Genomic DNA, 25,846 nt, shown 5'->3' with positions numbered 1-25,846 from the left:
CTAAGGGCATTAGCCAACCTTGTCAACACCATGGCCGAGCCGACGGGCGGCCCGCTCCACCCCGCCGGGATCCGCCGCGCGGATCACGTCGAGCAGCCCGTCGACGGACGACGCCGCACCGTGCACCCGTCCGATCGTCCGCCAGACGCCGTGGACGTCCCGCGTGATCGCCCATTCGGGGAGGAGATGTCGGAGGAACAGCAGCACGATGTCGTCGCTCACCCCGCGAGGAGCTTCGCCCACGTGGCCTTGCCGCCCTCGTTCAGTTCGCGGACGCCCCACGAGTGCACGAGCTCCGACACGAGCAGCAGCCCGCGCCCCGACGTCGCGGCGCAGTTCGAGGGACGCACCACCGGACGTCCCGCGCCGCCGTCCCACACGTCGATGACGACGAGGCCGTCCCGTTCGTCCCGGAACACCCGCACGACGATCGGACCTTCCCCGTGCTGGAAGCCGTTGGTGACGAGCTCGCACGTGACCAACCGTGCGAGGTAGTCGTCGGAAATACCCCATTCGCGCATTCGTTCGCCCACGAATTCCCGAGCCGCCTTCGGCGCCCGCTCACTCGATTCGAGAACCAGCGTAGGAACCTCCGGCGCCGGTGTTGTGAGTGTCATCGGTATGCCCTTCTGATCGGGTTGCCATTCCGCGTCCCATTGAGCCACCGGACATGTACTCTGCGTAACAAAGCACTGGAGTCCTGACCCCAAGTCGCGCAGTCGGCCCCCCAAGCGGTTGAGTCCGGTTGAGGCGCGCTTGGCCCTGTCCCGACGGGAGGCGCCGCATGAGCAGTCGCCGTAGAAGGAGTTCGACCAGTCCAACGCTTCTCGCGTTCGGAAGACGCTTCCGGCGCTTCCGCGACGCGAAGCTCCTAACCCAAGAGGCACTCGCGGCGCGCGCGCACAACGGCGCTGGCGTTAAGGCCCAGTACATCGGGGCCATCGAGAACGGACGCGCCAGGTGCACGGAAAAGTTCGCCGCCGAAATGGACGAAGTGCTCGGGGCGAACGGAGAGCTCCTCGGTCTATGGCACGACCTCGCCATGGACTCGGCGTTCCCCGTTTGGTTCGACTGGGTGGCCGTCGAGAGCGACGCCATCATGCTCGCGTCCTACAGCCTCACCGTCGTCCACGGGCTGCTCCAGGTTCCGAGTTACGCGGCGGCGATGCTGCACGGTGACAAGGACGCGGTGAGCGCCCGCATGTCGAGGCAAGCCATCTTCACCCGGTCGGACCCGCCACCGCCGGATGTCCTGTTCCTCCTGGACGCCCAGGTGCTCACCCGCCCCGTCGGCGAGCCGGAAGTGATGGTGGAGCAACTCGAACACCTGGCCGCCAAGATCGAAGAGGGGATGCAGATACAGGTCGTCCCGTCAGACGGAACCCACCTCGGGAACACGCACTCATTCACAATCGCCACGTTGGAGGACATGCAGCAAGTGGCGTATGTCGAGACGGTCGCACGGGGATACACCATGTCCGAACCGTCCGATCTTGTAGCCTTCGGCAAGGCACTCCGACAGGTTCAGGGGCTTGCGCTCCCTGTGGCCCAGTCGTTGACCGAGATCCGTACCAAGGTGGAGGCGTGGAGATGACCAAAGTCGTCTGGCGCAAGGCGAGCCAGAGCACGTCGACCGGGGGTGAATGCGTGGAATTGGCCGAGTACGCCGACGGGGTTGTTGTCCGGGACAGCAAGGATCCGGACGGGGCGAAACTGCTCGTGCGTCGGGACGCGTTCGCGGCGCTGGTGGCCGACCTGAAGCGCTGACCGCCCGTCCAAGCCTCGGATCCCCCAGGGCCGGCGCTCGTGCGCCCTACGTCCTTGTCACCAGGCAATCTCAGACGTCAATCTGAAGCCATGAACGTGGACGTGATCAAGTGGCGTAAGTCGAAGTACAGCAGCGCCCAAGGGGGCGACTGCGTGGAGGTTGCGTCCCTCTCCGGAAACATCGGTGTCCGGGACAGCAAGGATCCGGACGGGGCGAAGTTGCTCGTGCGTCGGGATGTGTTCGCGGCGCTGGTGGCCGACCTGAAGCGCTGACCCGCCCGTCCAAGCCCGACTCCGTCGAGGGGTGCGGCGTCCACGAACGTCCGCTGGGGTGACGGCCCAGATGTTGATCTGCGGCGTGTTGCCCTTATGGGCGTCCGAGTTAGGGCAACACGCCGCAGGTCAACGGAACCATGGGGCCTTGGTGGCGACCTGGAGCGGTGATCTGTCTGGCTGTGTTGGTGGGAGAGTGCGGGCGTGAGCGGATCGGATCCCAAGGCGGACCTTCGGCGTTACCTGCAGGCGGGGCGCGATGCCCTGGTCTGGAAGATGGACGGGCTGTCGGAGTACGACGTCCGTCGTCCGGTGACGCCGACCGGCACCAACCTGCTGGGCCTGGTCAAGCACGTGGCCAGCATGGAGCTGATCTACTTCGGTGACACGTTCGGTCGGCCGTCCGGCGAGGCGATGCCATGGTTCGAGGAGGGCGCCGAGATCAACGCGGACATGTGGGCGACCGCCGACGAGTCCCGCGAGCAGATCCTCGGGTTGTATCGCCGGGCGTGGATGCACTCCGACGCCACGCTCGACGCGCTGGCGCTGGACGCGGTCGGCCGGGTGCCGCACTGGCGAGCCGGACGGGACGAGGTGACGCTCCACCGAATCCTGGTGCACGTGATCGCCGAGACGGACCGGCATGCCGGTCACGCCGACGTCGTCCGCGAACTGATCGACGGCACCGTCGGGTTGCGGCCCGGCAACGACAACATGGCGCCCGGCGACGAAGCCTGGTGGGCGGACTACCGCGGACGGCTGGAGCGCGCGGCGCGCCAATCCGAGCAAGGCTGAACCCGACGGCCTCCGGGCCACCGTCTTTCGCGCTTCTTTATGCGGGTCTCTCTAGAAAAGGGGCATTCGCGCATAAAGGAGGGGGCGCATGGTGCTGCCCATCGGGTTCCTCGCGTCGTACGGCGTGCTCGCGCACCACGGGGGCGGCGGGAGCTAACGACGCGAGCAGGCCGCTCTACCTGCGGGGACAGGTGATCCAGGCGCGGTACGGGTATCCGCACGCGCAACTGCGGATCGAGGTCCCGGCCGGGCTGACCGTCCCGTCCCGGCTGCCCGGCGCGGAGCGGCTGCGGGGGCACGACGCGTGGGGCGGGCCGCCGGTGCCGGAGGGGGCGGGGCAGGTCCGTGACCTCCTGCTCCCGCCCGACATCACCGGAACGCTGGGCGACCTGCCCGGACGGCCGAACGTGGGGGACGAGGTCGCGGCGATCGTCTACCGGCGGTGCGACACCGAGGGGGACGAGTACTCGGGCGAGCTGCGCGTCCAGATGATCTACGCGGCGGGAGGCGCCCACCGGTACCGGGGCAGTATCACCCGCATCGTGGACCGCTGCCTGGACACCGCCCGGCGGCCCGGCCCGGGAGCCCGTTCGGACGACGACCCGCCGGTGTTCCTGCTGGGCGGTGGCGCGCTCGTCGCGGCGGGGGCGGTGGCGGGCCTGATCCGGCTGCGCAACCGCCGGGCCGGGCAGTGAGCCCGGACGGCGTCCTGGTCTGGCTCGAAGGGACCGCGCCGGCCGTCGCGGTGCGCGACGGGCGGTGGACGTACGCGCTGACCGGGTCGGTCCACCTCGTCGGGCTGGCGATGCTGTTCGGCGCGATCGCGATCTTCGATCTGCGGCTGCTGGGCGCCTCCCGGCGGCTGCCGGTCACGGCGCTGGCCCGGCACGCGCTCCCGTGGTCCCGCGCGGCCTTCGCCCTCACCGCGTCGAGCGGGTTCCTCCTGTTCTCGGCCAACGCCTCGCAGGTCGCGCACAACACCGCGTTCCAGGTCAAGGTCCTCCTCATCGGAGCGGCGGGCCTGAACATCTGGCTCTTCCACACCGGTGTGTTCCGCACGGTTCGGGACTGGGACGTCGACGCCCGGCCGCCGCCGTCCGCCCGTGCGGCCGGGCTCGTCTCCCTCGCCACCTGGACGATCGTGATCGTCTGCGGGCGGCTGATCGCCTACACGTGACGGGCCGGTGACCGTTGGGGTTTCGGCGATGTCGGTTCGGGCGACGTCGCGGGGCGCGGGGTGTTCATCAGGACGGCGACGATCAGAGCGCCGGTCAGGAGGATGCCCGCGGCCCACGTGCCGGCCGTTATGAAGCCTTCCAGCATCGCTTCCCTGGCCAGGGACGGGCCGTGCGCGGCCAGGTAGGTCGCGGTGGCGCCGGTGGCGATGGTGTTGAGCAGCGCGGTCCCGATCGAGCTGCTGACCTGCTGCGCGGTGTTGACGCTGGCCGAGGCGATGCCCGCGTCGCGTTCGTCCACGTTGTGGGTGGCGTAGTTGAAGGCCACCGGCATGATCATGCCCGCTCCGAGGCCGAGCAGGAGGCCCGAGGCCAGCATGCCTTCGACATAGGACGTGTCGGTCTCCATCGTGCGCAGCCACAGCATGCCGGACGCGATCAGCAGGAGGCCCGGCACGATCAGGGTTCGCGGGGCGACCTTGGGCAGGAGGCGGGTGGTGAGCCCGCCCGCCGACACCAGGACCGCCACGGTCATCGGGAGGAAGGCCACGCCCGTCCGGATCGGGGAGTATCCCTTGACGGCCTGCGCGTAGTAGGTCATGAACAGGAACGCTCCGAACATGCCGAGCATGGCGAGTCCGACGCTCAGGTAGGCGCCGCCGCGGGTCCGGTCGGCGATCAGGCGGGGCGGGAGCATCGGCTGCGGCACCCGGCTCTCGACGAGCGCGAACGCGGCGAGCAGCAGCGCGCCCGCGGCCAGGAGGCCGAGGACGATCGCCGAGTCCCAGCCGTCGGACTCCGCCCGGCCCGTCCCGTACACGATCGCGACGAGTCCGCCCGTCACCAGCACGACGCCGGGGACGTCGAGGCGGGCCGCGCCCTCGCTCCGCGACTCGGCGAGCAGCGCGTACCCGCCGACGGCCGCGATCAGGGCGATCGGGACGCTGACGTACAGGCACCAGCGCCAGTCCAGGTAGTCGGTGAGCGCGCCGCCGGCCAGCAGCCCGATCGCGCCGCCCACGGCGGTGACGGCGCCCCAGACCCCGAACGCCTTGGCGCGCTCCTTCGGGTCGGTGAACGTCACGGTGAGGAGGGACAGCGCGGACGGTCCGAGCAGCGCGGCGAACGCGCCCTGCAGGACGCGGGCGATCAGCAGCATCTCGAAGCCGTTCGCCGCGCCGCCGAGCGCGGAGGCGGCGGCGAAGCCGAGCAGTCCGATGAGGAATGTCCGTTTGCGGCCGGTGTAGTCGGCGATCCGGCCGCCGAGGAGCAGCAGGCTGCCGAACGCGAGCGTGTAGGCGGTGATGATCCACTGCCGGTCGCCGTCGGAGATCCCCAGGTCGCGTTGGAGCGACGGCAGCGCGATGTTCACGACCGTCCCGTCCAGCACGATCATGAGCTGGGCCAACGCTATGAAGAACAGCGCGGCCCAGCGGCGCGGGGAGGCTTGGGCCTTCGTGGTTGCCATGACTTCGTCCTTGCTCGTGGTTCCTCGTGTCCTGACGTTCACGAGACGCCGGTGGGCCGGGCCCCGTAACGGGCGCGGAAGTGTGACGTGGTTCATCGCGCGCGGATGTCACAAATCGGCGGCGAGCGTCGTCTAGTGCGTGTTGCCGGGACGAGCGGACGGGCGGGAGCCGGGTATGAGCGAACGATCGACGGGCACGGACGACTCGGCCACCGAGGTGTTCGTCGCGCACCGCAACCTGCTGTTCACGGTCGCGTACGAGATGCTCGGTTCGGCGGCGGACGCCGAGGACGTCCTGCAGGAGACGTGGCTGCGGTGGGTGGCCGTCGATCTGGGCGGCGTCCGGGACCGGCGGGCCTATCTGGTGCGGATCGTCACCCGGCAGGCGCTGGACCGGCTGCGGGCGCTCGGCCGGCGCAGGGAGTCCTACGTCGGGCCGTGGCTGCCCGAACCGCTGCTGACCGCGCCCGATGTGGCCGACGACGTCGAGCTGGCCGAGAACGTGTCGATGGCGATGCTGCTGGTCATGGAGACGCTGCAGCCGGTGGAGCGGGCGGTGTTCGTGCTCCGCGAGGTGTTCGACCTGGGGTACGACGAGATCGCGGAGGCCGTCGACAAGTCCCCGGCGGCGGTCCGCCAGCTCGCCTACCGGGCGCGGACGCACGTCGCCGCGCGCCGCCCGCGCGGCGTCGCGTCCCCGGCCCAGACCCGGGCGGCGCTGCAGGCTTTCCAGCGGGCGGTCGAAACCGGCGACCTGCAGCGTCTGCTCGACGTCCTCGCGCCGGACGTCGTCGCCCTCAGCGACGGCGGCGGAGTCACGCACGCACTGCCGCGCCCCGTCGTGGGCGCGGACGAGGTCGCCCGCCTGCTGGCCGTCGGCTGGTGGAAGCGGGCGCACAGGACGGTCGAGCTGGTGCAGGTCAACGGCGGCCCGGGGCTGCTCGTCCGGATCGACGGGGAGGTCGACGGCGTGGTGGCGGTGCGGGTCGAGGAGGGGCTGGTCACCGGCGCCTACCATGTGCGCAACCCCGAGAAGCTGGCGCGGGTGGAGACGGAGACCCCGCTGAGCCGCTGATGGGGAACGACCCCGGGGCCACGGGACGATCTTGGGCTTAGACTCAACGCGTGACCGCTGAGCATGCGCCGGACGATCCGCAACAGGGCGTTTCGGGTGATGTCGGTCTGCCGCGGAAGATCGGCTGGGGAGCGTTCGCGTTGTTCCTGGTCGCGTTCGCGGCTTTCGAAAGCTTCAAGTACGGCTTGCCGACGACAGGCGCCGCGCTGCTGTTCTTCGCGTTGCCCGACCTGGCGCGGTTCGCCGGGGCGCGGTCGCCGGGCGTCCTCTACCAGGCCGTCAACCGCGTGTGGATCCCGCTCGCGGTGATCGTCGGTTACACCTTCGGACCCATCGTGTGGCCGCCGCTCTTCACCGCCGGACTCGGCTGGCTCGCGCGCATCGCGGTGCAGCGGACGTTCGGCCGAGGCCGCGTCTGAGGCGATGTTCCGCGGACCTCGGCGGAGGAGCCGGGCGGGCGCGGAGATCGCGCACCTCGCCGGTGATCGGCGGAGTGACGCGTCCAGTTGACGGTGCGGCTCCCCGGGGCGTCCGCCGCCGGGCGGGGCGGGCATCGCGTGAGGACGTCGATGACCGCGGGACGCGCGTGCGCTGGTCCGCGGCCCATCGGGCGGTCGGGACCGGTGACCTGCAGCGCCTGGTCACCGGCGCCCACCACGTGCGCAACCCCGCGAAGCCGGGCGCGGGTGGAGACGGAGACCCCGCTGAGCCGCTGATGATAGATTCCTTCCGGTCGGTATGAAGTTGCCGATCGGAGAGGAAGGCCGATGAGAGCCGCCTACGTCACCGCCCCCTCGGCGGACGATCCCGCGGGCGCCGTCGAGGTCGGGGACCTCGACGTGCCCGGGCCACCGGACGGCTGGTGCCGCGTCGACGTCCGCGCGGGCGCGCTCAACATGCACGACGTGTGGACGCTGCGCGGCGTCGCCGGAGGACCCGCCGGGACGCCGCGCGTCCTCGGCAGCGACGGGGCCGGGGTCTGCGACGGCCGCGACGTCCTCGTCTATCCGGTGCTCCCGGTGCCGGGCCGGACGGTCGGCCACACCGAACTGCTCGGCGACCGGGGGCACGGGCTGCTCGCCGAGCAGGCGGTCGTGCCCGCCGCGGGGCTCGTCCCGAAACCCGCGCACCTGACCTGGGAGGAGGCCGCGGCCCTCCCCACCGCGTGGCTCACCGCCTACCGGATGCTGTTCACCAAGGCCCGGCTGCGCGCGGGGCAGAGCGTCCTCGTGCAGGGCGCGGGCGGGGGAGTGTCCACCGCGGTCATCGCGCTCGCGAAGGCGGCGGGCGCCTCGGTCGCCGTCACCTCCCGCTCGGCGGCGAAGCGGGAGCGCGCGCTCCGGGCGGGGGCCGACGCCGCTCTCCGCACGGACGAGCGCGTCCCGGAACCCGTCGACGTCGTGATCGAGTCCGTCGGCCCGGCGACCTTCGACCACTCGACGCGGTCCGTCGGGCCCGGCGGGACGATCGTCGTCTGCGGCGCGTCGACCGGGTTCACCGCGCCGCTGCACCTCGCCCGGCTGTTCGCCCGCGAGATCACCGTGCACGGCTCGACGATGGGGACGCGCGAGGAGTTCGCCGACCTCGTCGGGTTCGTCGAGCGGCACCGGCTCCGGCCGGTGATCGACCGGACGGCCGGGCTCGCCGACGTCCCGGCGCTGGTGCGGCGGATGCTCGGCGGGGACGCTTTCGGCAAGCTCTGCGTGACCGTCCGATGAGCCCCGTCGCCGTCGAGCGCCGCGGGGCCGCGCTCTGGGCCCGCATCGACCGTCCCGAAGCGGGCAACGCCTGCGGTTCCGCGGTCATGGCGGGGCTGGAGGACTGGCTCGACCGCGCCGCCGACCCCGGGGTCGCCGTCCTGGTCCTCACCGGCACGGGACGGGCCTTCTGCGCGGGCGCGGACCTCGCCGAGGGGCGGGCCCTGCTCGGCGACCCGCCCGCGCTGCGGGCGTTCCTCGACCGCGGCCGCGACCTCGTCCGGCGGCTCCGGGCGGCGCCGCGGCCCACCATCGCCGCCGTCAACGGGGCGGCCTACGGGGGCGGGCTCGAACTCCTCCTGGCCTGCGACATCGCCGTGGCCGCCCGGAGCGCGCGCATCGGCGACCGCCATGCGGCGGTCGGGCAGGTGCCCGGCTGGGGAAGCAGCGTCATGCTCCCCCTGGCGGTGGGGCCCGCCCTCGCGCGCAGGCTGCTGCTGACCGGCGAGACGTGGTCCGCCGACGACGCCGCCCGCCGCGGCCTCGTCGGCGAGGTCGTGGACGACGCCGGGCTCGACGAGCGCGCCGCCGACCTCGCGTGCGACATCGCGGCACTCGACGCCGCCGCGGTCGCCCGGATGCTGGAGGTCGCCCGGCCGCCGCTGGACGAGCGGGCGTGGGCACGCGAGGCGGCCGTGCTCCGGGCGCACATCGACGACCAGATCGCCGGTTCCGGGAACGCTCGGCGACCGAAGTGACACCGTACAATTACATTGCGACCAGTCGGAATGGAGTCTCCACCATGCGGACACCGCGGCGAACCGTCCTCCGCGAACCCCACGAACTGCTCGGCCTGGTCGGCACGGAACTGGGCGCCAGCGAACCCAGGGTGGTGACCCAGGACGACGTCGACCGGTTCGCCGACGTCACCGGGGACCACCAGTGGATCCACGTCGACGTCGAACGGGCCGAGGCCGGGCCGTTCGGGGGTACCATCGTCCACGGTTTTCTGACCCTCGCCCTCGTTCCCCGCCTCCTCGAGGACGTTCTCACGATCGAAAGCTTCTCGATGGGCATCAACTACGGGCTCGACCGGGTGCGGTTCGTCAAGCCGCTCCCGCCGGGCACCGAGATCCAGGGCGTGGCCGAGCTGACGTCGGCCGTGCGGCTCCCCGCGGGGGGCGGCGGGGCCGAGGGAGTGCAGGCCAAGGCGTCCGTGACCGTGGAGTTCGCGGACGACGCCACCACGTGCTGCGTGGCGGAGATCCTGTTTCGCTACTATCCGTGACCGAGACGGCAAGGAGCGCGATGACAGAGGAATCCGCAGTCACGGCGCCGGGCGACGCTCCGGCCACGACGGCGGAGGAGGCGGTGCCCTCCCGCGCCGCCGAAGCCGGCTGGCGCTGGTCCGACGGCTACGATCCGCGGCGGACCCGCCGGGAGATCGTCGACAGCGCGCTCCAGCTGTTCGAACGCGACGGCTTCGACCGGACGACGCTCAAGCAGATCGTCGTGAACGCGAACCTCACCAAAGGTGCGTTCTACCACCACTTCAAGAGCAAGGAAGACCTGCTCTGGCAGATCCAGAACGAGTACCTGGACACCCAGATCGAGTCGGCCCGCGAGATCCTCGACGACGGCGCGGACCCCGTCGAGCAGCTCCGCTCCCTGATCGGCCTCAGCCTCGCGGGCGTCGCCGCGTACCGGGCGCACGTCGCGATCTTCTACCAGGAGCGGCGGCACCTCACCGGGGAGCGGCTGCGCTCGGTCACCGAGAAGCGGGACATGCTCGAAACCATGTTCCGCGAGGTCGTCCAGCGCGGGATCGACGCCGGCGCGTTCCGCCCGGCGATGAGCGAGCGCGTCATCACCTTCGGCATCGTCGGCATGTGCGCGTCGGCGTTCCAGTGGTACAAGCCGGACGGCAGCCTCGGGATCGGCGAGGTCGCCGACCAGTTCTGCGAACTGGTCCTGATGGGGCTCCTCAGCGAGTGATGGTCGTCCGGCGCGGACGGGCCGTCCGCGCCGTCCGCAGCGTCCGGGTCACTCCGCCCGGGCGACGACCGGCGTGGTGAAACGCCCCTGGTAGAAGGACAGGGCGGGCGTGTCGCTCGGCTTCAGGTGGACGTGGTCGACGGCCACCAGGATGATCGCGTGGTCGCCGCTGGTGATGATCTCGCCGGGCGGGCCGGCGAGGATCGCCGGGGTGTCGGGCAGCAGCGGGACGCCGCCGGGGCCCGCGGTCCAGCCGACGCCCGCCAGCCGCTGCGCGCCGGTGAGCCCGGACGTCGCGAACCGCCGGGCGACGTCCTCCTGGTCGCGGCTCAGGATGTGGATCGCGATGCGCTCCGCCTCCGTCAGCAGCGGGTAGCTCGACGAGGAGTCAGCCAGGCAGAACAGCACCTTCGCGGGTTCGAGCGACACCGACGTGAAGGAGTTCACCGTCAGCGCGGCGACCCTCCCGTCGGCGGTCACCGCGGTCACCGCCGTCACGCCGGTCGGGAACTGCCCGCACACGCGGCGGAACCGGGTGGAGTCGAACAACGGCTCGGTCGTCATCGGGTCACCGCCGGGGGAGAAGGGACGTGCGAAGGGGTCCGGTCGGGGCGCAGGCCGCCGTCGAGCCGGATCAGGGCCACCGTGTGGCCGCCGGGGTCCTTCACCAGGTGCAGCGGACCGTGCGGGCCGTCGACCGGCCCGACGGTCGGGGTGCCGCCGAGCTCGACCGCCGCGGCGATCGCCGCGTCGAGCGAGGCGACGGCGAAGTAGGTGATCCACTTCGACGGCACGAGGTTCGGCCACGCGCTGTCCATCTCCAGCACGCCCGTCACGGGGACGCCGTCGAGGGTCAGGACCGTGTAGGGGCGCCCGGTCGGGGCGTCGTCGCGCGACTCGGTCCCGTAGCGGAACAGCGACCGGTAGTACGCCACCGACTTCTCCGGCTCGCCCGTGTCCAGTTCGTTCCAGCAGAGCGCCCCGGGGAGGTTGAGGAGCTGGACGCCCGCGCGGGCCTCGCCCCGGTAGAGGCCGAAGGCGGCGCCGAAGGGGTCGAGCACCGTCGCGCCCGTCCCGGCCGCCGGGAGGTAGCGCGGGGCGGTGAGCAGCTCGCCGCCCAGGGCGACCGCGTCGCGCGCCGCCGCGTCGATGTCGTCGACGGCGAAGTAGGTGAGCCAGCCGCGCGGCCGCCCGCCGTGCAGGGCCGCGTCGGAGATCCCGGCGACGTCGCGTCCGGCGACGGAGCACATCCGGTACGTCGAGCCGCCGAGCCGTTCGTGCCGTACCGTCCAGCCGAGCAGCGCGGTGTAGAACTCCTCCGCCGCCTCGGGACGGGGCGTGCACAGCTCGACCCAGACCGCCTCGCCCGCGCGGAACGCGTGTTCGGTCATGACCCGGCCCCCGCGACGATCGTCCGGGCGGCGACCGCGTAGGCGCGGTCGGGACGGCCGGTGTCGACGCTCGATCCGACGACCTCGACGATCCCGCGGAGTGTGCCGCCCGGTATCTCCAGCAGCCCGTCGAGCACTTCCTCGACGGCGGCGTCGAGCTGAGCCTCCGGCGCCACCCGGGCGACCAGGCCCCACGCCGAGAGCTGCCGGCCCGTCGCCGTGGTGAGGCCGCACAGCAGCGCGTACGCCTGCGCGCGCGGCAGCGCCCGGGCCACCGTGTGGCCGACCCCGGCGGGCGCGAACCCGAACCGGGCCTCCGGCAGGGACGCGCGGGCCTCGGCGGCGGCGACCGGCAGGTGCACGGCGGCCAGCAGGCCGAGGCCGAACCCGACGATCCGGCCGCGGACGCCCGCGACCACCGGTACGGGCAGCCGCCGGATCCGGTCGACGAGGGCGTCGCTCTCCCGGAGCCGTTCGGCGACGGTTTCGGCGGGCTCGTCCGCGAGCCCCGCGAACGACGCGGTGTCCCAGCCGCCGCAGAAGTGCCGTCCGGCCATTTCCAGGCGGATGACGACGTGCGCCGGGTCCGCGGCGGCGCGTTCCAGGGCCTCGGCGAGTTCCCGCAGGAGCGCGGTGTCGAGGCAGTTTCCCCGCGCGGAGTTGTCGAAGGTGACCCTCGCGACGCGTCCGTCACGCTCGGTCGTCATCGTGATCGGCATGGCGAAATCATACATGCCGGTCGGTATGAAGTAAGCCCCAGACCTGGGTTTTTTGGACGTCTTCCGGCATCATGACCTGCGAAGGACGATTGACTTGATACCGGCTGGTCGGTACTTTGTGACCGGCGTCACGGGATTCGGCACCGGGCGGCATGTGCACGCCGTCACCCCGAAGCCGCGGACACTTCGACGCCGAGGAGGATCCAAATGATCAAGAACGGCCTGACCCTGCGGCGGCTGGCGGGCGTCGCCGTCGCGGCGGCGGTGGCGATCGGCGTCGCCGGGTGCGGAGGGTCGCCGAGCGGCTCGTCGGACACCTCGCACGTCCGGGCGCTGCTCAACGCGCAGCCGGCCACCCTCGACCCGATCGCCGGGGCGCGCTCCGCGCAGGTCGTCTGGGCGACGATGGTGGAACCGCTCGTCGCCACCGGCGAGGACCTGGAGCCCGACGAGACCGGGATCGTCACCGGCTGGGAACGCACGTCCCCCACCGAATGGACGTTCACGATGCGTCCGGACCTGAAGTTCAGCAACGGTGAAGCGGCGGACGCCGCCGCGGCCGTCGCCACGCTGAAGCTCACGCGCGACGCCGACACCTCGATCCTGAAGTCCTACTTCGGGAACGTCGAGTCCTTCGAGGCGCCGGACGCCACGACGTTCGTCGTCAAGACGAAGACCCCGCAGTACGACATCCCGAACCTGCTCACCACGGTGTACCTCCTCCCGCCGAAGTACTACGCGGAGAAGGGCGCGGCGGGCTTCTCCGCCGCCCCGGTCGGCACCGGCCCGTACGTGTTCGAGGGCGCGAAGGCCGGGCGCGAGATCTCGGTCAAGGCGAACCCGGACTACTGGGGCGAGAAGCCCGCGAACAGCGGCGTCACCTTCACCTGGGCGACCGAGGCGTCGCAGCGGCTCGCGCTGCTCCAGAGCGACAGCGTGGACGTCTCGTTCGACCTTCCTCCGGCGCAGGCCGCGCAGGCGAAGGACGCCGGGATCGAGGTCGTGAGCACCGAGTCCGCCCTGAAGATCACCGGCTTCCTGGAGTCGACCAAGGAGCCCTTCGACGATCCGAAGCTGCGCGAGCCGCGGCGCTCGCGATCGACCGCGACCAGATCGTCCAGGGCATCTTCGACGGCCAGGCCGTGGCGGACGGCGGGCTGCTCAACGTGAAGCCCGGTACCGAGCCCGCGCAGGCGGTCACCGCCGACCCGGCCAAGGCCAAGCGGCTCGTCGGGTCGTCGTCGCCGTCCGTCAACCTCACCTACCCGGCCGCCCAGTACACCAACATGGAAGAGGTCGCCCAAGCCGTCGGCGCCAGCCTCGAAGAGGCCGGGTTCAAGGTGAAGTACCTGCCCGTCGACTACGGAACGCTGGTCAAGCAGGTGGGCGGCAAGCAGATCGACGGCCTGTACCTGTTCGCCGGGGTGCCGAACGTGGCCGTCCCCGACTTCTTCGCCAGCGGCTTCATGAAGACGAAGTCGATCACCGGCAACTGCCCGGACCCGAAGATCGACGCGCTGGTCGCCGAGGCGCTGGAGCAGGACGACGCCGCCGCCGCGAAGCCCATCTACGAGGAACTCAACACGCTCGGCGTCGTCGAGAAGCACTGCTACGTCCCCCTCTACAAGCAGGTCTACAACTACGGCCTCGGCGAGGGCGTGCAGGGCGTCGTCTACGGGCCGCTGAACTCCGTCGATTTCACGAACACGACGCGCTGACCATGGCCGAGACGCTGAAGAAGGAGACCCCGGCCGGCACCGGCCGGGACCTCCCCGGCCCGGCGGACGCACCGGCGCTCGTCGTCGACGGGCTCGTCGTCGAGCACCGCGACCGGACCACGGGGAAGGTCTTCCGGGCCGTGGACGGCGTGTCGCTGCGCGTCGGCGCGGGCGAGAGCAGCGCCGTGGTCGGCGAGTCCGGCTCCGGCAAGACCACCCTGGCACTCGCCGCCATCGGGCTCGGACCCCGCACCGCCGGGGACGTCCGGCTGCTCGGGCACTCGCTGGCGACGCTCGGCCGCAGGCGGCTGCGGGCGCTGCGCCCCGACGTCCAGGTCGTGTTCCAGGACCCGCACGGGTCGCTGGACGCGCGCCAGTCCGTCCGGTCGGGGCTGCGGGAACTGCGCGGGCTGCAACGCGAACGCACCGCGTGGATCGACGACGCCGCGCTCCTCGAACGGGTCCGGCTCTCCCCGGACCTGCTCGACCGGTATCCGCACCAGCTCAGCGGCGGGCAGGCGCAGCGGGTCTGCATCGCCCGCGCGCTGCTCATGCGGCCCCGGCTGATCGTCGCGGACGAGCCCACCTCCGGCCTGGACGTCTCCGTGCAGGCCGACGTGCTCGAACTGCTCCGCGAGGTGCGGGAGAGCACCGGCGCCGCACTGCTGATGATCAGCCACGACCTCGCGGTCGTCCGGTCGGTCTGCGACTCCGTGCACGTCATGCGGGGCGGGAAGGCCGTGGAGTCCGGGCCGTGCGAGACCGTCTTCACCGACCCCGCCGACGGCTACACCCGCGAGCTGCTCGCGGCGATGCCCGGCGCACGCTGGAGGGCCCGCCGATGACGACCGGACGCCTCAGACGCGTCGCCGTCCGCCTCGCGACGCTGTTCGCCTCCCTGTACATCGCGCTGACCATGGCGTTCGTCCTCGGCAGGCTCTCGGGAGACCCGACGGCGAACATCCTCGGGCCGACCGCGCCGCCCGAGCAGCGCGCGGCGCTGCGCGCGCAGCTCGGCCTCGACCGTCCGCTCCCGACCCAGTACTTCGACTACCTGCGCGGCGTGTTCACCGGAGACCTCGGCGAATCGCTGCAGTTCTACCAGGCCAACACCACGATGATCTTCGAGCGGGTGCCGTTCACGCTGCAGCTCGTCGGGGCGGGCATGGCCGTCGCGATCCTCGTCGGGGTGCCGCTGGGCGTCCTCGCGGCGACCCGCGAGGGCACCTGGTGGGACCGGGCGGCGTCCACGGTGGCGCTGCTGGGCCAGTCCATCCCGGTGTTCTGGCTCGGGATGATGTTCGTCGTCCTGTTCGCGGTGAAGCTCGGCTGGCTCCCGGCGGGCCAGTCGGGGACGCCGAAGCATCTCATCCTGCCGAGCCTGACGATGTCGCTGTATCCGATGGCGCACATCGCCCGGCTGACCAGGGCGTCCATGAGCGAGGCCCTGGCCGAGCCGTTCGTCGACTCCGCCCGCGCACGCGGGATCGGACGGGTGCGCGTCGTCTGGCGGCACGCGTTCAAGAACGCGATGATGCCCGTGCTGACGGTCGTCGTCCTGCAGACCGGAATCCTGCTGTCCGGCGCCGTCGCGATCGAGTACGTCTACTCGTGGCCCGGCCTCGGGCAGCTCGCCCTGCAGGCGGTCCAGTTCCGCGACTTCCCGCTGGTCCAGGCCATCGTGGTGTTCGGCGCGGTCGTGTTCGTCTGCCTGAACCTGCTCGTCGACGTCGTCCACTCCGTCGTCGACCCGAGGGTGAGGTGAACGCGCGATGAGCCGAACCGAACTCGACGCCCCCGACGCCCCGGGCGTCCCCGTCGCCGGGCGGGCGGCCGGGAAGAACCCGCCGTCCGGGCGGGCCCGCGGTCCGCGGCGTCCCCGCACGGCCGTGTTCTGGCTGGCGGTGCCGCTCGTGGCGGTCGCGGCGCTCGTCTTCGTGCTGCCGCTGACCGGTCTGTTGCCGGAGGGCGGGCAGGACCTGTCGAAGACGCGGCTGCCTCCGGCGCTGCTGTCCGGCGGCACCTGGGACCATCCCCTCGGCACGGACAAGCGCGGCCAGGACATCCTCACCGAGCTGGTGACCAGCGGCCGGCTGACGATCATGATCGGGCTGGTCGGCGCGCTCGCCGCGATCGTGCCGGGCGTCCTGGTCGGCCTGCTCGCCGGGTACTTCCGCGGCTGGGCCGACCGGGTGATCTCCATCGTGATCGACGCGCAGCTCGCGCTGCCGTTCATCCTCATCGCGCTGGCGATCATCGCGAACCGGGGCAGCTCGCTGCCGGTGCTGTTCATCGTCCTGGCGCTCACCGGCTGGGCGTCCTGCGCCCGCGTCACCCGCGCGTCGACCCTGGCGATCCGGGAACGGCAGTTCGTCCTCGGGCTGCGCGCCGTCGGCGCGTCGGAGGGCCGGATCGTGTTCCGGCACGTGCTGCCGAACCTCGCCGGGACGATCGTCGCGCTGGGAACGCTCCAGGTCGGGACCGCGATCCTGGTCGAGAGCGCGCTCAGCTTCCTCGGCCTCGGCGTCGTGCCGCCCCGGTCGAGCTGGGGTTCGATGCTGGCGTCCGGGCAGGACGAGCTGGGGCAGGCGTGGTGGATCGCGTTCTTCCCGGGGCTCGCCATCACCGTCCTGGTCCTGCTGGTGAACCTGCTGGGCGACGCACTGCTCACCCACCACGACCCACGGAAGCGGCGCCGATGACCGAGCTACTGAACGTCTCGGGCCTCACGATCACGGCCCGTGTCGCGCACGGCGACCTGACGCTGCTGGACGACGTCGACCTGACGGTCGGGCGCGGCGAGGTCGTCGGCGTCGTCGGCGAGTCCGGCAGCGGGAAGACCACCCTCGCGCGGGCCGTCGTGGGGCTGCTGGAGAAGAACGTCCGGGTGGACGGCGGCTCGATCTCCCTCGGGGACGAGCGGATCGTCGCGCCGGGCGTCGAACGCACCGGACGGGTCCGCGGCTCCGCCGTCGGCATGGTGTTCCAGGACGCGTCCCGGTCCCTGAACCCGCTCCTGAAAGTGCGGGCGCACCTCGCCGAGGTGCTGCGGCGGCACGTCCGGGGGATCGGCAAGGACGACGTCCGGCGCCGCTCCGTCGAGGTGCTGGAGCAGATGCGGATCGCCGACGCCGAACGCGTCCTGGACAGCTACCCGCACCAGCTCTCCGGCGGCCTGCGGCAGCGGGTCGCGATCGGCCTCGCCGTCGTCACCCGGCCGTCGCTGGTCATCGCCGACGAATGCACCACCGCACTCGACGTCACCACGCAGACCAAGGTCGTCGAACTGTTCGGGACGCTCACGGACGAACTGGGCATCGGCCTGCTGTTCGTCACCCACGACCTGATGCTGGCCAGCGACCTGTGCGACCGGATCGCGGTCATGAACGGCGGCCGCGTCGTCGAGCAGGGCCCCGCCGAGGAGGTGCTCGACCGGCCCCGGGAGGACTACACCCGGCGGCTGCTCGCGTCCGTCCCCACCTGGACCTGAGGAGGCACGACCCACCCATGCCCGAACTCAACGGCATCGGCGCGTACGCGGTGCACCTGCCCGCCTACGCGCTGACCGGCACGTCCCTCGACGGGACGCGCCGCGCCCCGGCGGCCCGGCCCGCGGCGTCGCCGCCTACGACGAGGACGCCGTGACGATGGCGGTCGAGGCGCTCCGGGAGATCACCGCGCAGCCGCCGCCCGGCGGCCGGCTCCTGCTCGCCACGACCGCCGCGCCCTACGACGGCAAGACCGCGGCCGGGATCGTCCACGAAGCCCTCGGGCTCGACCTCGGCGTCGCCGCCGCCGACCTGCACGGCCACCGGTCCGGCGCGACCGCGCTCGACCTGGTGCTGCACGCCGGGCCGCGCGGCGCTCGCCGACGTCCGCACGGCCCGGCCCGGCGCACCGGACGAGCTGGCGCGGGGCGACGCCGCCGCCGGGTTCGTCCCCGGCACCGCCGCGGCCGTGCTGCTGGCGCGGGCCGGGCGGACCGCCGAGGTGCTGGACCGCTGGCGGCTGCCCGGCGAGCGGCACGACCGCGTCTGGGACGAGCGGTTCACCGCCGAGATCCTGGTCGCGGCCGGGCGGGAGGCGGCGCGGCGGGCGCTCGCCGACGCCGGGCTCGACGCCGTCGACCACGTCGCCGTCGCGTCCGCCACGCCCGCGCCGCCGCGGCGCTGCGCCGCGCGTTCGGCGGCTCCGGCACGGACGCGGAAGATCGAGCGGCTCACCGGCGACACCGGCGCCGCCCACCCGGGACTGCTGCTGGCCGCGGCCCTCGACACGGCCCGGCCCGGCGAGACGGTCCTGCTGCTGTCGGCGGCCGAGGGCGCGGACGCGTTCGTGTTCCGGGTCGGCGACGGCGTCCGGGACGCCCGCGGCGGACGGCCGGTGCGCGCGCAACTCGCCGACCGGGAGGACCTCGGCTACGGCCGCTACCTGCGCTGGCGCGGCCTCCTCGACGTGCAGGGCCCGGCCCGTCCGGCCGCGCCGTCCCCGGCCGCCCCGCCGATGTACCGGCGGGCCGGGTGGAAGTACCGGCTGGAAGGCGCCCGCTGCGACGCGTGCGGCGGCGTCACCACGCCGCCGAGCCGGGTCTGCGCGGTCTGCGGCGTCCCCGGCGACCCGGCCGCGCCCGGCAAGGTCTCGCTGCGCGACCGCGTCGCCACCGTCGTCTCGGTCACCCGGGACCGGCTGACCACCATGCCCGAGACCGACGTCGCCGTCGTCGTCGCCGACTTCGACGACGCGGACGGCGGCGGAAGCGGGCGGCTGTGCGCCTACGCGACCGACGTGCGGTCCGACGCCGTCCGCGTGGGCATGAAGATGCGGCCCGTGTTCCGCCGCCTGTGGACCACCGACGCGATCCACAACTACTTCTGGAAGCTCCGTCCGTGGGAGGGCGACGACCGGTGACGAAAAGATCAGGGACGAGCAGGCCGGGAACGGGCGGGCCCGCAACGGGCAGGCGGACGACCCACGACGTCGCGATCGTCGCGATGGGCTGCACGCCGTTCCGCGACCACTGGAACTCGTCCGCCGACGACCTCCTCGTCGACGCGGTCACCGAATGCATGGCCGCGCTGCCCGCGCTGACCCTCGACGACATCGGCGCGTTCTGGGTCGGCACCCAGGGGACGGGCCTGTCCGGGCAGGTCCTCGCCCGGCCGCTGCGGCTGTCCGGCAAGCCCGTGACCCGCGTCGAGAACTACTGCGCGACCGGCTCGGAGTCCTTCCGCAACGCCGTCTTCGGCGTCGCGTCCGGCGCCTACGACATCGTCATGGCGACCGGCGTCGAGAAGCTCAAGGACAGCTCGCAGTCCGGCCTGTCGGCCGTCCTGCCGCCCGCCGACGGCACCGACGTCGACTGGACGCGCCCGCCGGGTTCTCCCTCCTCGACCCCGCCTACCAGGCGGCGCACGGCGTCGGCGAGGCCGACATGCGCAGCGCGCTGACGCACGTCGCGGTGAAGAACCACGCGAACGGCGCGCTCAACGAACGCGCCCAGTTCCGCCGTCCCGTCACCGCCGAGGCCGTCGAGAAGTCCCCGCGCATCGCGGGCCGGCTCGGCGTCCTGGACTGCTCCGGCGTGTCCGACGGGGCCGCCGCGGCCGTCATCGTCCGCGCCGAGGACGCCTACGAGTACACCGACCGCCCCGTGTTCCTGCGGGGGATGGGCTTCATCGCCGGATCCGGCGCCGGGCTCGCGTCCGGCGGCTACGACTTCACCACGTTCCCCGAGGTCGTCGCCGCCGCGCGGGAGGCGTACGCGCAGGCCGGGGTGACCGACCCGGCGACGCAGATCTCGCTCGCCGAGGTGCACGACTGCTTCACCCCCACCGAGGTCGTCCTCATGGAGGACCTCGGGTTCTCCGAGCGCGGCAAGGCGTGGCGCGACATCCTCGACGGCCGCTACGACCTCGACGGCGACCTGCCGGTCAACACCGACGGCGGGCTCAAGTCGTTCGGGCACCCCGTCGGCGCCACCGGCCTGCGCATGATGTTCGAATGCTTCGCCCAGCTGCGCGGCGAGGCGGGCGAACGGCAGGTACCGGACGCGCGGCTCGCCGTCGCGCAGAACCTCGGCGGGCAGCCCGGCTCGTCCGTCGCATTCGTCGCCGTCCTCGGGAGCGAGCTGTGAGCGAGACCATCGACTTCACCGGCCGGGTCGTCATCGTCACCGGGGCCGGGAACGGCATCGGACGCGCGCACGCGTTCGCGCTCGCCGAACACGGCGCGCGCGTCGTCGTCAACGACCTCGGCGGGACGGTCGCCGGGACGGGCTCGTCCGGCGCCGCCGCGGACGTCGTCCGGGAGATCCGCGAGCGCGGCGGCGACGCCGTCGCGTCCGCGGACTCGGTCGCGACCGTCGAGGGCGGCGCCGCGCTGGTGGCGCGGGCCGTCGAGGAGTACGGGCGGATCGACGCCGTCGTCCACAACGCGGGGATCCTGCGGGACCGCACCTTCGCGAAGATGACCGACGACGATGTCACCGCCGTCCTCGACGTCCACCTCGGGGGCGCGTTCAACGTGCTGCGCCCCGCGTGGCCGCACATGGTCGAACGGGGGTACGGACGGGTCGTCCTCACCACGTCCTCGTCGGGGCTGCTCGGGACGTTCGGGCAGGCGAACTACGCGGCGGCGAAGGCGGGCCTCGTCGGGCTGATGAACGTGCTGGCGCTGGAGGGCGCCCGCAACGGGATCCTCGTGAACGCGCTGTCGCCGACCGCCGCGACCCGCATGACCGAGGGGCTCCTCGGCGACCTCGCCGACCGGTTCGACCCGCGGCACGTCGCGGCGGTCGCGACGTACCTGGCGTCCGAGCGGTGCGGGCTGAACCGGCACATCCTCACGGTCGGCGGCGGCCGCGTCGGGCGGATCTTCCTCGGCGTGACCCCCGGCTGGTATTCGGGCCCGGAGCCGGCGTCGCCCGCCGGCGTCGCCGCCGCGATCGACGACATCGTCTCGCTCGACGAGCACATCGTCCCGTCGAGCGGTCAGGACGAGGTCGCGCTCATCCAGCGGGTGCTCGGCACGTAGCCGTCCTCAGGCTCCGTCCCGTCCCGCAACCGCCCCGCCCCCGCCGCCGCCGTCCAGGAGGAAACATGCCCGTCAGCGAAGTCCACCACGTAGCGATGACCGTGTCCGACCTCGACCGCGCCGCCGACTTCTACGAGAAGGCCCTCGGCTACCGGAAGACGCTGCGCACCGACGTCGGCGGGGCCGGGATCGAGGAGTCCCTCGGGCTGCCCGCGGGAACCACCGGCAAGGTCCAGTACCTCCAGGGCCCGACACGGATCGGGCAGCTCGAACTCATCGAATGGAACGGGACGAAGCGGCGCACCGCGACCGCCGGGCACCTCGAACTCGGCACGTTCCTGCTGAGCTTCCAGGTCCCCGCCGAGGAGATGGACGAGGTGTACGAGCGGCTCGTGAGCCTCGGCGCCGACTGCGTCCGCCCGCCGCACCGGCAGCTCCTCGAGAACTACGGGCACATCACCGCGTTCGCCGCCCGCGACCCGGACGGCAACCTGCTGGAGTTCGTGAGCCTGCCCAGCCGGGCGGAGGTCCTGGCGTTCCGCGCCGGGGCGGAGGGCTGACGGCCGTGGCGACCAGCAACACCAGCGAGACGCTCCGCGTCCAGGCGCTGCGCCGCGCCGACCGCGAAGCCCTGGTCGACGGCGACCGGCGGTGGACCTACGCCGAACTGGACGCCGACGTCGACCGGCACGCCGCCGCCCTCCGCGCCGCCGGGGCGACGCCCGCGGACCTGGTCGGCGTCCTCGGCCGCAACACCGCCCGCTACGTCCTCGAACTGCTCGCGATCAGCCGCCTCGGCGCCGTCGGGGTGCCGCTGAACTGGCGCCTGCACGCCACCGAGCAGGCGTACGTCGTGGACCGGGCCGGGATCACCTGCCTGCTGTACGACGACGACTTCCGCGCCGAGGCCGATCATCTGCGCGCGAACACCGGCCTGCGGGTCGTCGTCGCGAACGGGCGGGACGCCGTCCCCGGCGCCGCGTCGCTGGACGCCCTGCTCGACGCGCAGCCGCGCGGCGTGCGCGTCCCGGACGCCGAGAAGGGACCGGACGACGTCCACCGCATCCTCTACACGTCCGGGACCACCGCCCGCCCCAAGGGCGTGATCCACACCTACGGCAACGTGCACGCCAACCAGTGGGCGCAGCTCCTCGAACTGGAGCTCACGCAGCACGACCGGATCCTCGTCACCGCCCCGCTGTTCCACGTCAGCGGCCTGGAAGCGCCCGGCCTCGCGACGTTCACCGCCGGGGCCACGATGATCCTCACGCCGACGTTCAAGGCGGACGACATCGCCCGCATCGCCGCCGCGGAACGCGTCACCGGCATGGTGCTGGCCGCCCAGATCCTCTTCGCGCTCATGGACCTCGACCCGCGTCCCGACCTCGGCGCGCTGCGCTACCTGCTGTTCGCCGGGGTGGCGCCGGGCGTCCGCCGCGACGTGAAGCGGCGCTTCCCGCACGTCCGGACGATCGACACGTTCGGCATGACGGAGCTGTGCAACGGCGTCTGCTACATGGACGCGGCCCACGAGGAGTCCAAGGTAGGCGCGCTCGGCGCTCCCTTCCCGGGGGTGCACGTCCGCATCGTCGACGAGGACTTCGCGGAGGTCCCGGCGGACGTCGAGGGCGAGATCGTCATCCGCGGCGACAAGGTCTCGCCCGGATACTGGAAGGACCCCGAGGCCACCGCGGCCACCCGCCGGGACGGCTGGTTCCGCACCGGCGACGTCGGGCGGATCGACGCGGACGGCTACCTGTGGTTCGTCGACCGGCGCACCGACCTCATCAAGTCCGGCGGCGAGAACATCGCGGGCGCCGAGGTGGAGCGCGTCATCGCCGGGCATCCGGACGTCGCGGAGGTCGCGGTCATCGGCGTCCCGGACGAGCGGTGGGACGAGGTGCCGAAGGCGTTCGTCATCCTGCGCGCGCCCGGCGCGGCGACGCCCGAGGACATCCGGCGGCACTGCCGGGACAACCTCGCCAAGTACAAGGTGCCGAAGCACGTCGCGATCGTCGATTCCCTGCCGCGCAACGACTCGGGCAAGGTCCTGAAGAAGCGGCTCCGGGAGCTGGAGAACGCGCCGGCGGCGGCGTCGTGAGCACCGCGAACCTGGCCCGGATGCTCGGCGCGGGCGCGGCCCGCTTCGCCGCCGCGGACGCGCTCGTCGCGGGGGACCTGCGCTGGACGTACCGCGAGCTGGACGCGGACGTGCACGCGCTCGCCGCGGGCCTCGCCGCGGACGGCGTCACCGGCGGCACCCGCGTCGCGGTCGTGGCCGACAACGTCCCCGAGTTCCTGCTGCTGTCGCTGGCCCTGGCGCGGCTCGGCGCGGTGTGCGTCCCGCTGAACTACCGGCTGGCCCCGGGCGAGCTGGGGCGGCTGATCGAGCGGGCGGGCGTGGCGGCGGTCGCGACCGTCCCGGAGTTCGAGCGCGGACGGCGCGCGCCGTCGCCGGTCTCCCGGCGGTCCGCCGCCTCGCCCTCGAACCCGTCGCGGAGCCGGGCGAACCGGGCGGGCCCGGCTGGACGGACGTGCGCGCGCTCATCGAGGCCCACCGGGGCGAGCGCGTCCCGGACGCCGAACTGGACGACGCGGCCCTGCAGCGGATCGTCTACACGTCGGGGACGACGAGCCTGCCGAAGGGCGTGCTGCTGACGCACGGGAACGTGAACGCGAACATGCACGCCCAGATCGTCGAGCTGGGGTTGCGCGCGGACGACCGGATCCTGAACTTCGCGCCGCTCTACCACGTCGGCGGGACGGACCTGCCGGGGTACGCGATCTGGCATGTCGGCGGCCGCATGGTTTTGCAGCGGCGGTTCGACCCGGCCGCGATCCTGGCCGCGATCGAGACCGAGCGCATCACCGGGATGGTCGTCGCGGCGACCATGCTCGACATGATCCGCCGCGCGCCCGGCGCGGCGGACGCGGACCTGTCCTCGGTGCGCTGGCTGATCTTCTCCCAGGTGACGTCCGCGTTGTTCAAGGTCGCCCGGGAGCTGTTTCCGCGCGCGCGCCTCATCGAGGGCTACGGCCTCACCGAGACTTGCAGCGGCCTCACCTACCTGGACGAGGCCCACATGGAAAGCAAGCAGGGGTCCGTCGGCGTCCCCGTCCCCTGGGTGGACGTCAGGGTCGTGGACGAGACCGGGAACGACGTCGGTGCGGGGGAGAGCGGCGAGGTGATCGCCCGCGGGCCGAAGGTGAGCCCCGGGTACCTCGACGATCCCGCCGCCACCGCGGAGTCGTTCCGCGACGGCTGGTTCCACACCGGTGACGTCGGCAGCCTCGACGAGGACGGCTACCTCTACATCCGGGACCGGCTGAAGGACATGATCCGCAGCGGCGGCGAGAACATGTCGAGCGCCGAGATCGAGAACGTCCTGGCCGATCACCCGCTGGTCCTCGCGGCCTCCGTGGTGGGGGCGCCGCATCCGGTGTGGATCGAGATGCCGGTCGCGTTCGTCGTCGGCAGGCCGGGCCTGGAGGCGGACGATCTCGTGCGGCACGCCCGGGAACGGCTCGGCCGGTTCAAGGTGCCGAAGGAGATCTACATCGTCGAGGAGTTCCCGGTGAACCCGTCGGGGAAGGTCCTCAAACGGGTGCTGCGCGACCTCCGCCCGACCCTGGCCCCCGACTGGTCCTACCCGGACCGGCCGGCGGGCCGCGAATCGGCGGGCGACGGGTCAGCGGGCGACGACGCCGAGGATCAGTGACAGCGTATGGATCAGGGCGAACCGCTTGCCGCCCGTGCCGAGCTCGGTCCAGGGCTTGCCGCGGGTCAGGAACGGTGCGATCTCCCACGCCGTCCCGCGGTCGGGCAGGAGCCGCGCCACGGTGTCGAGTTCGGCCAGGTGGAAGGCTTTCAGCTCCTCGGCGCGCCGCGCGACGTCCCGGTAGGGACGCCCGTGCGCGGGGCAGGCGAGTCCGGCGCCGAGGTCGCGGAGGCGGTCCAGGGACGTGAGCAGGTCGCCCGCGGGGTCGTCGCCCGGCAGGCTCGGGACGGCGAGCTGGGTGGGGCCTTCGGCCATCAGCGTGTCGCCGGTGAACACGACGCCGCGCGCGTCGTCGACGTAGACGGTGTGGCCGTGGGTGTGCCCGGGGGCGTGCAGCCCGCGGATCGTGACGTCGCCGAGGACGTGCTCGGAGTCGCGCTCGGGTGCGAGGTCGAGGCGCAGGTCCTCGGCGTGCTCGGCGATCCCGAGCGCCCCGGTGTACATCTTCTCGATCACGTCCGGGGGCGCGCCCGTCCGGTCGAGGGTCGCGCGGAGCTGGACCAGGAAGCCGCCGCCGCGGACGCGGCGCTGGTGCTCGAAGTCGTCGTCGCGTCCCATGACGACGCGGGCGCCGGTCAGGTCGCGGACCCGCCCGGCGAAGCCGACGTGGTCGGGATGGTTGTGGGTGAGCAGCACCAGCCGGACGGCGTCGAGCGCGTGCCCGGTCTCGGCGAGGCCGCGGGTGAAGGCGTCCCAGCAGGCGGGGTGGTCGTAGCCGGCGTCGATGAGGACGAGCCCGTCGGACGTCTCGACGAGGAAGACGGTGACGGACCGCAAGGGGCTGCCGCGCAGGGGCACCGGGACGGCCCAGACGCCGTCGGCGACCCGCAGCGGTTCGTCCAGCGGTTCGCTGAGGGGTTCGCTAAGGGGCTCGCGCTGCGGTTCCCGCAGTGGTTCCCGCAGCTCACGGGCCCGGTGGTCGGCGGCGCGTCGGCCGCCCGCAGGTATGGACATGGTGGCGG

The 25,846-nt window shown here is 72.6% G+C and carries 32 protein-coding genes and 1 pseudogene; 25 read left to right on the top strand and 8 right to left on the bottom strand.

What is annotated here, in order from left to right; all coding sequences use genetic code 11:
- Positions 1-9: 9 nt before the first annotated feature.
- The gene (locus BJF79_RS14575) at positions 10-222 is read right to left on the bottom strand and encodes a hypothetical protein (RefSeq protein ID WP_075897897.1); all 213 of its coding nucleotides are present in this window, start codon (positions 220-222) and stop codon (positions 10-12) included.
- Positions 219-617 carry an ATP-binding protein gene (locus BJF79_RS14570; RefSeq protein WP_143219933.1) on the bottom strand — a complete coding sequence of 133 codons (399 nt, stop codon included), beginning with the start codon at positions 615-617 and terminating at the stop codon, positions 219-221. The genes BJF79_RS14575 and BJF79_RS14570 overlap by 4 nt, the downstream gene beginning before the upstream one ends.
- A 167-nt stretch (positions 618-784) precedes the next feature.
- Here BJF79_RS14570 and BJF79_RS14565 point away from each other — a divergent pair, with 167 nt between their 5' ends.
- The 6 genes from BJF79_RS14565 (at position 785) to BJF79_RS14540 (ending at position 4,012) form a co-directional block, all read left to right on the top strand.
- On the top strand, positions 785-1,594 hold the full coding sequence (locus BJF79_RS14565; protein WP_075897895.1) for a helix-turn-helix transcriptional regulator: 810 nt from the start codon (positions 785-787) through the stop codon (positions 1,592-1,594).
- Positions 1,591-1,767: a DUF397 domain-containing protein gene (locus tag BJF79_RS14560; protein WP_075898115.1), complete on the top strand. Its 177-nt coding sequence runs from the start codon at positions 1,591-1,593 to the stop codon at positions 1,765-1,767. Before BJF79_RS14565 ends, BJF79_RS14560 begins: the two co-directional genes overlap by 4 nt.
- A gap of 90 nt (positions 1,768-1,857) precedes the next feature.
- A complete protein-coding gene (locus BJF79_RS14555; protein ID WP_075897893.1) occupies positions 1,858-2,040 on the top strand; it encodes a DUF397 domain-containing protein in 183 nt (60 codons plus the stop codon).
- Between the two features lie 204 nt (positions 2,041-2,244).
- Positions 2,245-2,835 carry a DinB family protein gene (locus BJF79_RS14550; protein WP_075897891.1) on the top strand — a complete coding sequence of 197 codons (591 nt, stop codon included), beginning with the start codon at positions 2,245-2,247 and terminating at the stop codon, positions 2,833-2,835.
- Between the two features lie 191 nt (positions 2,836-3,026).
- Positions 3,027-3,530 carry a hypothetical protein gene (locus tag BJF79_RS14545; RefSeq protein ID WP_075897889.1) on the top strand — a complete coding sequence of 168 codons (504 nt, stop codon included), beginning with the start codon at positions 3,027-3,029 and terminating at the stop codon, positions 3,528-3,530.
- Positions 3,527-4,012 carry a DUF6644 family protein gene (locus BJF79_RS14540; protein WP_075897887.1) on the top strand — a complete coding sequence of 162 codons (486 nt, stop codon included), beginning with the start codon at positions 3,527-3,529 and terminating at the stop codon, positions 4,010-4,012. Before BJF79_RS14545 ends, BJF79_RS14540 begins: the two co-directional genes overlap by 4 nt.
- On the opposite strand, the gene BJF79_RS14535 is transcribed toward BJF79_RS14540, so the two are convergent.
- Complete coding sequence (locus tag BJF79_RS14535; protein WP_075897885.1) at positions 4,003-5,478, bottom strand: MFS transporter; 1,476 nt, start codon at positions 5,476-5,478, stop codon at positions 4,003-4,005. The genes BJF79_RS14540 and BJF79_RS14535 overlap by 10 nt on opposite strands.
- A gap of 175 nt (positions 5,479-5,653) precedes the next feature.
- Here BJF79_RS14535 and BJF79_RS14530 point away from each other — a divergent pair, with 175 nt between their 5' ends.
- From BJF79_RS14530 to BJF79_RS14505, 6 genes are all read left to right on the top strand, one after another.
- Positions 5,654-6,553: an RNA polymerase sigma-70 factor gene (locus BJF79_RS14530; RefSeq protein WP_075897883.1), complete on the top strand. Its 900-nt coding sequence runs from the start codon at positions 5,654-5,656 to the stop codon at positions 6,551-6,553.
- Positions 6,554-6,603: 50 nt separating this feature from the next.
- Positions 6,604-6,972 (top strand): hypothetical protein, encoded by a 369-nt coding sequence (locus BJF79_RS14525; RefSeq protein WP_083733447.1) that lies wholly within the window; start codon positions 6,604-6,606, stop codon positions 6,970-6,972.
- Positions 6,973-7,320: 348 nt separating this feature from the next.
- A complete protein-coding gene (locus tag BJF79_RS14520) occupies positions 7,321-8,271 on the top strand; it encodes a zinc-binding dehydrogenase (RefSeq protein WP_075897881.1) in 951 nt (316 codons plus the stop codon).
- On the top strand, positions 8,268-9,008 hold the full coding sequence (locus BJF79_RS14515) for an enoyl-CoA hydratase/isomerase family protein (RefSeq protein WP_075897879.1): 741 nt from the start codon (positions 8,268-8,270) through the stop codon (positions 9,006-9,008). The genes BJF79_RS14520 and BJF79_RS14515 overlap by 4 nt, the downstream gene beginning before the upstream one ends.
- A gap of 44 nt (positions 9,009-9,052) precedes the next feature.
- Positions 9,053-9,538: a MaoC family dehydratase gene (locus tag BJF79_RS14510; protein ID WP_075897877.1), complete on the top strand. Its 486-nt coding sequence runs from the start codon at positions 9,053-9,055 to the stop codon at positions 9,536-9,538.
- A 20-nt stretch (positions 9,539-9,558) separates the two neighbouring features.
- Complete coding sequence (locus BJF79_RS14505) at positions 9,559-10,245, top strand: TetR family transcriptional regulator (RefSeq protein WP_075897875.1); 687 nt, start codon at positions 9,559-9,561, stop codon at positions 10,243-10,245.
- Positions 10,246-10,293: 48 nt separating this feature from the next.
- Here the strand turns inward: BJF79_RS14505 and BJF79_RS14500 are convergent, their stop codons facing one another.
- The 3 genes from BJF79_RS14500 to BJF79_RS14490 are packed head-to-tail and all read right to left on the bottom strand — an operon-like array spanning position 10,294 to position 12,355.
- Positions 10,294-10,809: a flavin reductase family protein gene (locus BJF79_RS14500; RefSeq protein ID WP_075897873.1), complete on the bottom strand. Its 516-nt coding sequence runs from the start codon at positions 10,807-10,809 to the stop codon at positions 10,294-10,296.
- Positions 10,806-11,636, bottom strand: coding sequence for a VOC family protein (locus tag BJF79_RS14495; RefSeq protein WP_075897871.1), 831 nt, complete (start codon positions 11,634-11,636; stop codon positions 10,806-10,808). The genes BJF79_RS14500 and BJF79_RS14495 overlap by 4 nt, the downstream gene beginning before the upstream one ends.
- Complete coding sequence (locus BJF79_RS14490; protein WP_075897869.1) at positions 11,633-12,355, bottom strand: enoyl-CoA hydratase/isomerase family protein; 723 nt, start codon at positions 12,353-12,355, stop codon at positions 11,633-11,635. The genes BJF79_RS14495 and BJF79_RS14490 overlap by 4 nt, the downstream gene beginning before the upstream one ends.
- A gap of 207 nt (positions 12,356-12,562) precedes the next feature.
- Between BJF79_RS14490 and BJF79_RS66855 the strand changes: the two are divergent.
- The 5 genes and pseudogenes from BJF79_RS66855 to BJF79_RS50910 all read left to right on the top strand — a co-directional run bounded on the left by BJF79_RS66855 (position 12,563) and on the right by BJF79_RS50910 (position 17,563).
- A pseudogene (locus BJF79_RS66855) lies at positions 12,563-14,073 on the top strand (ABC transporter substrate-binding protein).
- 2 nt (positions 14,074-14,075) lie between these two features.
- Positions 14,076-14,918 carry an ABC transporter ATP-binding protein gene (locus tag BJF79_RS14475; RefSeq protein WP_083733444.1) on the top strand — a complete coding sequence of 281 codons (843 nt, stop codon included), beginning with the start codon at positions 14,076-14,078 and terminating at the stop codon, positions 14,916-14,918.
- The gene (locus BJF79_RS14470; RefSeq protein ID WP_075897863.1) at positions 14,915-15,838 is read left to right on the top strand and encodes an ABC transporter permease; all 924 of its coding nucleotides are present in this window, start codon (positions 14,915-14,917) and stop codon (positions 15,836-15,838) included. Before BJF79_RS14475 ends, BJF79_RS14470 begins: the two co-directional genes overlap by 4 nt.
- Before the next feature lie 7 nt (positions 15,839-15,845).
- Positions 15,846-16,775, top strand: coding sequence for an ABC transporter permease (locus BJF79_RS14465; protein WP_083733443.1), 930 nt, complete (start codon positions 15,846-15,848; stop codon positions 16,773-16,775).
- Positions 16,772-17,563, top strand: a complete 792-nt coding sequence (locus tag BJF79_RS50910) for an ABC transporter ATP-binding protein (protein ID WP_083733442.1) — start codon at positions 16,772-16,774, stop codon at positions 17,561-17,563. Before BJF79_RS14465 ends, BJF79_RS50910 begins: the two co-directional genes overlap by 4 nt.
- 64 nt (positions 17,564-17,627) lie before the next feature.
- Here the strand turns inward: BJF79_RS50910 and BJF79_RS50905 are convergent, their stop codons facing one another.
- A complete protein-coding gene (locus tag BJF79_RS50905; protein WP_083733441.1) occupies positions 17,628-18,020 on the bottom strand; it encodes a hypothetical protein in 393 nt (130 codons plus the stop codon).
- A 10-nt stretch (positions 18,021-18,030) separates the two neighbouring features.
- On the opposite strand from BJF79_RS50905, the gene BJF79_RS14450 reads away from it, so the two are divergent.
- From BJF79_RS14450 to BJF79_RS14420, 8 genes are all read left to right on the top strand, one after another.
- Positions 18,031-18,981, top strand: coding sequence for a Zn-ribbon domain-containing OB-fold protein (locus tag BJF79_RS14450; protein WP_083733440.1), 951 nt, complete (start codon positions 18,031-18,033; stop codon positions 18,979-18,981).
- Positions 18,978-19,520 carry a hypothetical protein gene (locus BJF79_RS59845; protein WP_262402001.1) on the top strand — a complete coding sequence of 181 codons (543 nt, stop codon included), beginning with the start codon at positions 18,978-18,980 and terminating at the stop codon, positions 19,518-19,520. The genes BJF79_RS14450 and BJF79_RS59845 overlap by 4 nt, the downstream gene beginning before the upstream one ends.
- Positions 19,505-20,206 (top strand): thiolase C-terminal domain-containing protein, encoded by a 702-nt coding sequence (locus tag BJF79_RS59840; RefSeq protein ID WP_262402000.1) that lies wholly within the window; start codon positions 19,505-19,507, stop codon positions 20,204-20,206. Before BJF79_RS59845 ends, BJF79_RS59840 begins: the two co-directional genes overlap by 16 nt.
- Positions 20,203-21,105: an SDR family NAD(P)-dependent oxidoreductase gene (locus BJF79_RS14440; protein WP_075897861.1), complete on the top strand. Its 903-nt coding sequence runs from the start codon at positions 20,203-20,205 to the stop codon at positions 21,103-21,105. Before BJF79_RS59840 ends, BJF79_RS14440 begins: the two co-directional genes overlap by 4 nt.
- Positions 21,106-21,170: 65 nt before the next feature.
- Positions 21,171-21,665, top strand: coding sequence for a VOC family protein (locus BJF79_RS14435; RefSeq protein ID WP_083733437.1), 495 nt, complete (start codon positions 21,171-21,173; stop codon positions 21,663-21,665).
- 5 nt (positions 21,666-21,670) lie between these two features.
- Positions 21,671-23,206 carry a class I adenylate-forming enzyme family protein gene (locus BJF79_RS14430; RefSeq protein ID WP_083733436.1) on the top strand — a complete coding sequence of 512 codons (1,536 nt, stop codon included), beginning with the start codon at positions 21,671-21,673 and terminating at the stop codon, positions 23,204-23,206.
- The gene (locus tag BJF79_RS59835) at positions 23,203-23,763 is read left to right on the top strand and encodes an AMP-binding protein (RefSeq protein ID WP_075897857.1); all 561 of its coding nucleotides are present in this window, start codon (positions 23,203-23,205) and stop codon (positions 23,761-23,763) included. Before BJF79_RS14430 ends, BJF79_RS59835 begins: the two co-directional genes overlap by 4 nt.
- Positions 23,652-24,824 carry a class I adenylate-forming enzyme family protein gene (locus BJF79_RS14420; RefSeq protein ID WP_262402065.1) on the top strand — a complete coding sequence of 391 codons (1,173 nt, stop codon included), beginning with the start codon at positions 23,652-23,654 and terminating at the stop codon, positions 24,822-24,824. The genes BJF79_RS59835 and BJF79_RS14420 overlap by 112 nt, the downstream gene beginning before the upstream one ends.
- On the opposite strand, the gene BJF79_RS14415 is transcribed toward BJF79_RS14420, so the two are convergent.
- The gene (locus BJF79_RS14415) at positions 24,795-25,838 is read right to left on the bottom strand and encodes an MBL fold metallo-hydrolase (RefSeq protein ID WP_075897853.1); all 1,044 of its coding nucleotides are present in this window, start codon (positions 25,836-25,838) and stop codon (positions 24,795-24,797) included. The two genes, BJF79_RS14420 and BJF79_RS14415, sit on opposite strands and share 30 nt — an antisense overlap.
- Positions 25,839-25,846: the final 8 nt, after the last annotated feature.

Source organism: Actinomadura sp. CNU-125, assembly GCF_001942465.1.
Lineage (GTDB): Bacteria > Actinomycetota > Actinomycetes > Streptosporangiales > Streptosporangiaceae > Spirillospora.
Note: the sequence above shows the minus strand (reverse complement) of the source record. Positions and strands in the feature narration are given on the sequence as shown.

Excerpts from the sequence above, each read along its gene's own strand:
- BJF79_RS14530 (WP_075897883.1), top strand. The coding sequence starts at position 5,654 with ATGAGCGAACGATCGACGGGCACGGACGACTCGGCCACCGAGGTGTTC.
- BJF79_RS14570 (WP_143219933.1), bottom strand. The coding sequence starts at position 617 with ATGACACTCACAACACCGGCGCCGGAGGTTCCTACGCTGGTTCTCGAA.
- BJF79_RS14520 (WP_075897881.1), top strand. The coding sequence starts at position 7,321 with ATGAGAGCCGCCTACGTCACCGCCCCCTCGGCGGACGATCCCGCGGGC.
- BJF79_RS14505 (WP_075897875.1), top strand. The coding sequence starts at position 9,559 with ATGACAGAGGAATCCGCAGTCACGGCGCCGGGCGACGCTCCGGCCACG.
- BJF79_RS14475 (WP_083733444.1), top strand. The coding sequence starts at position 14,076 with ATGGCCGAGACGCTGAAGAAGGAGACCCCGGCCGGCACCGGCCGGGAC.
- BJF79_RS14495 (WP_075897871.1), bottom strand. The coding sequence starts at position 11,636 with ATGACCGAACACGCGTTCCGCGCGGGCGAGGCGGTCTGGGTCGAGCTG.
- BJF79_RS14490 (WP_075897869.1), bottom strand. The coding sequence starts at position 12,355 with ATGCCGATCACGATGACGACCGAGCGTGACGGACGCGTCGCGAGGGTC.
- BJF79_RS14560 (WP_075898115.1), top strand. The coding sequence starts at position 1,591 with ATGACCAAAGTCGTCTGGCGCAAGGCGAGCCAGAGCACGTCGACCGGG.
- BJF79_RS14415 (WP_075897853.1), bottom strand. The coding sequence starts at position 25,838 with ATGTCCATACCTGCGGGCGGCCGACGCGCCGCCGACCACCGGGCCCGT.
- BJF79_RS50910 (WP_083733442.1), top strand. The coding sequence starts at position 16,772 with ATGACCGAGCTACTGAACGTCTCGGGCCTCACGATCACGGCCCGTGTC.
- BJF79_RS14435 (WP_083733437.1), top strand. The coding sequence starts at position 21,171 with ATGCCCGTCAGCGAAGTCCACCACGTAGCGATGACCGTGTCCGACCTC.
- BJF79_RS14515 (WP_075897879.1), top strand. The coding sequence starts at position 8,268 with ATGAGCCCCGTCGCCGTCGAGCGCCGCGGGGCCGCGCTCTGGGCCCGC.
- BJF79_RS14555 (WP_075897893.1), top strand. The coding sequence starts at position 1,858 with ATGAACGTGGACGTGATCAAGTGGCGTAAGTCGAAGTACAGCAGCGCC.
- BJF79_RS14535 (WP_075897885.1), bottom strand. The coding sequence starts at position 5,478 with ATGGCAACCACGAAGGCCCAAGCCTCCCCGCGCCGCTGGGCCGCGCTG.
- BJF79_RS59840 (WP_262402000.1), top strand. The coding sequence starts at position 19,505 with ATGCGCAGCGCGCTGACGCACGTCGCGGTGAAGAACCACGCGAACGGC.
- BJF79_RS14565 (WP_075897895.1), top strand. The coding sequence starts at position 785 with ATGAGCAGTCGCCGTAGAAGGAGTTCGACCAGTCCAACGCTTCTCGCG.
- BJF79_RS14470 (WP_075897863.1), top strand. The coding sequence starts at position 14,915 with ATGACGACCGGACGCCTCAGACGCGTCGCCGTCCGCCTCGCGACGCTG.
- BJF79_RS14510 (WP_075897877.1), top strand. The coding sequence starts at position 9,053 with ATGCGGACACCGCGGCGAACCGTCCTCCGCGAACCCCACGAACTGCTC.
- BJF79_RS14500 (WP_075897873.1), bottom strand. The coding sequence starts at position 10,809 with ATGACGACCGAGCCGTTGTTCGACTCCACCCGGTTCCGCCGCGTGTGC.
- BJF79_RS14465 (WP_083733443.1), top strand. The coding sequence starts at position 15,846 with ATGAGCCGAACCGAACTCGACGCCCCCGACGCCCCGGGCGTCCCCGTC.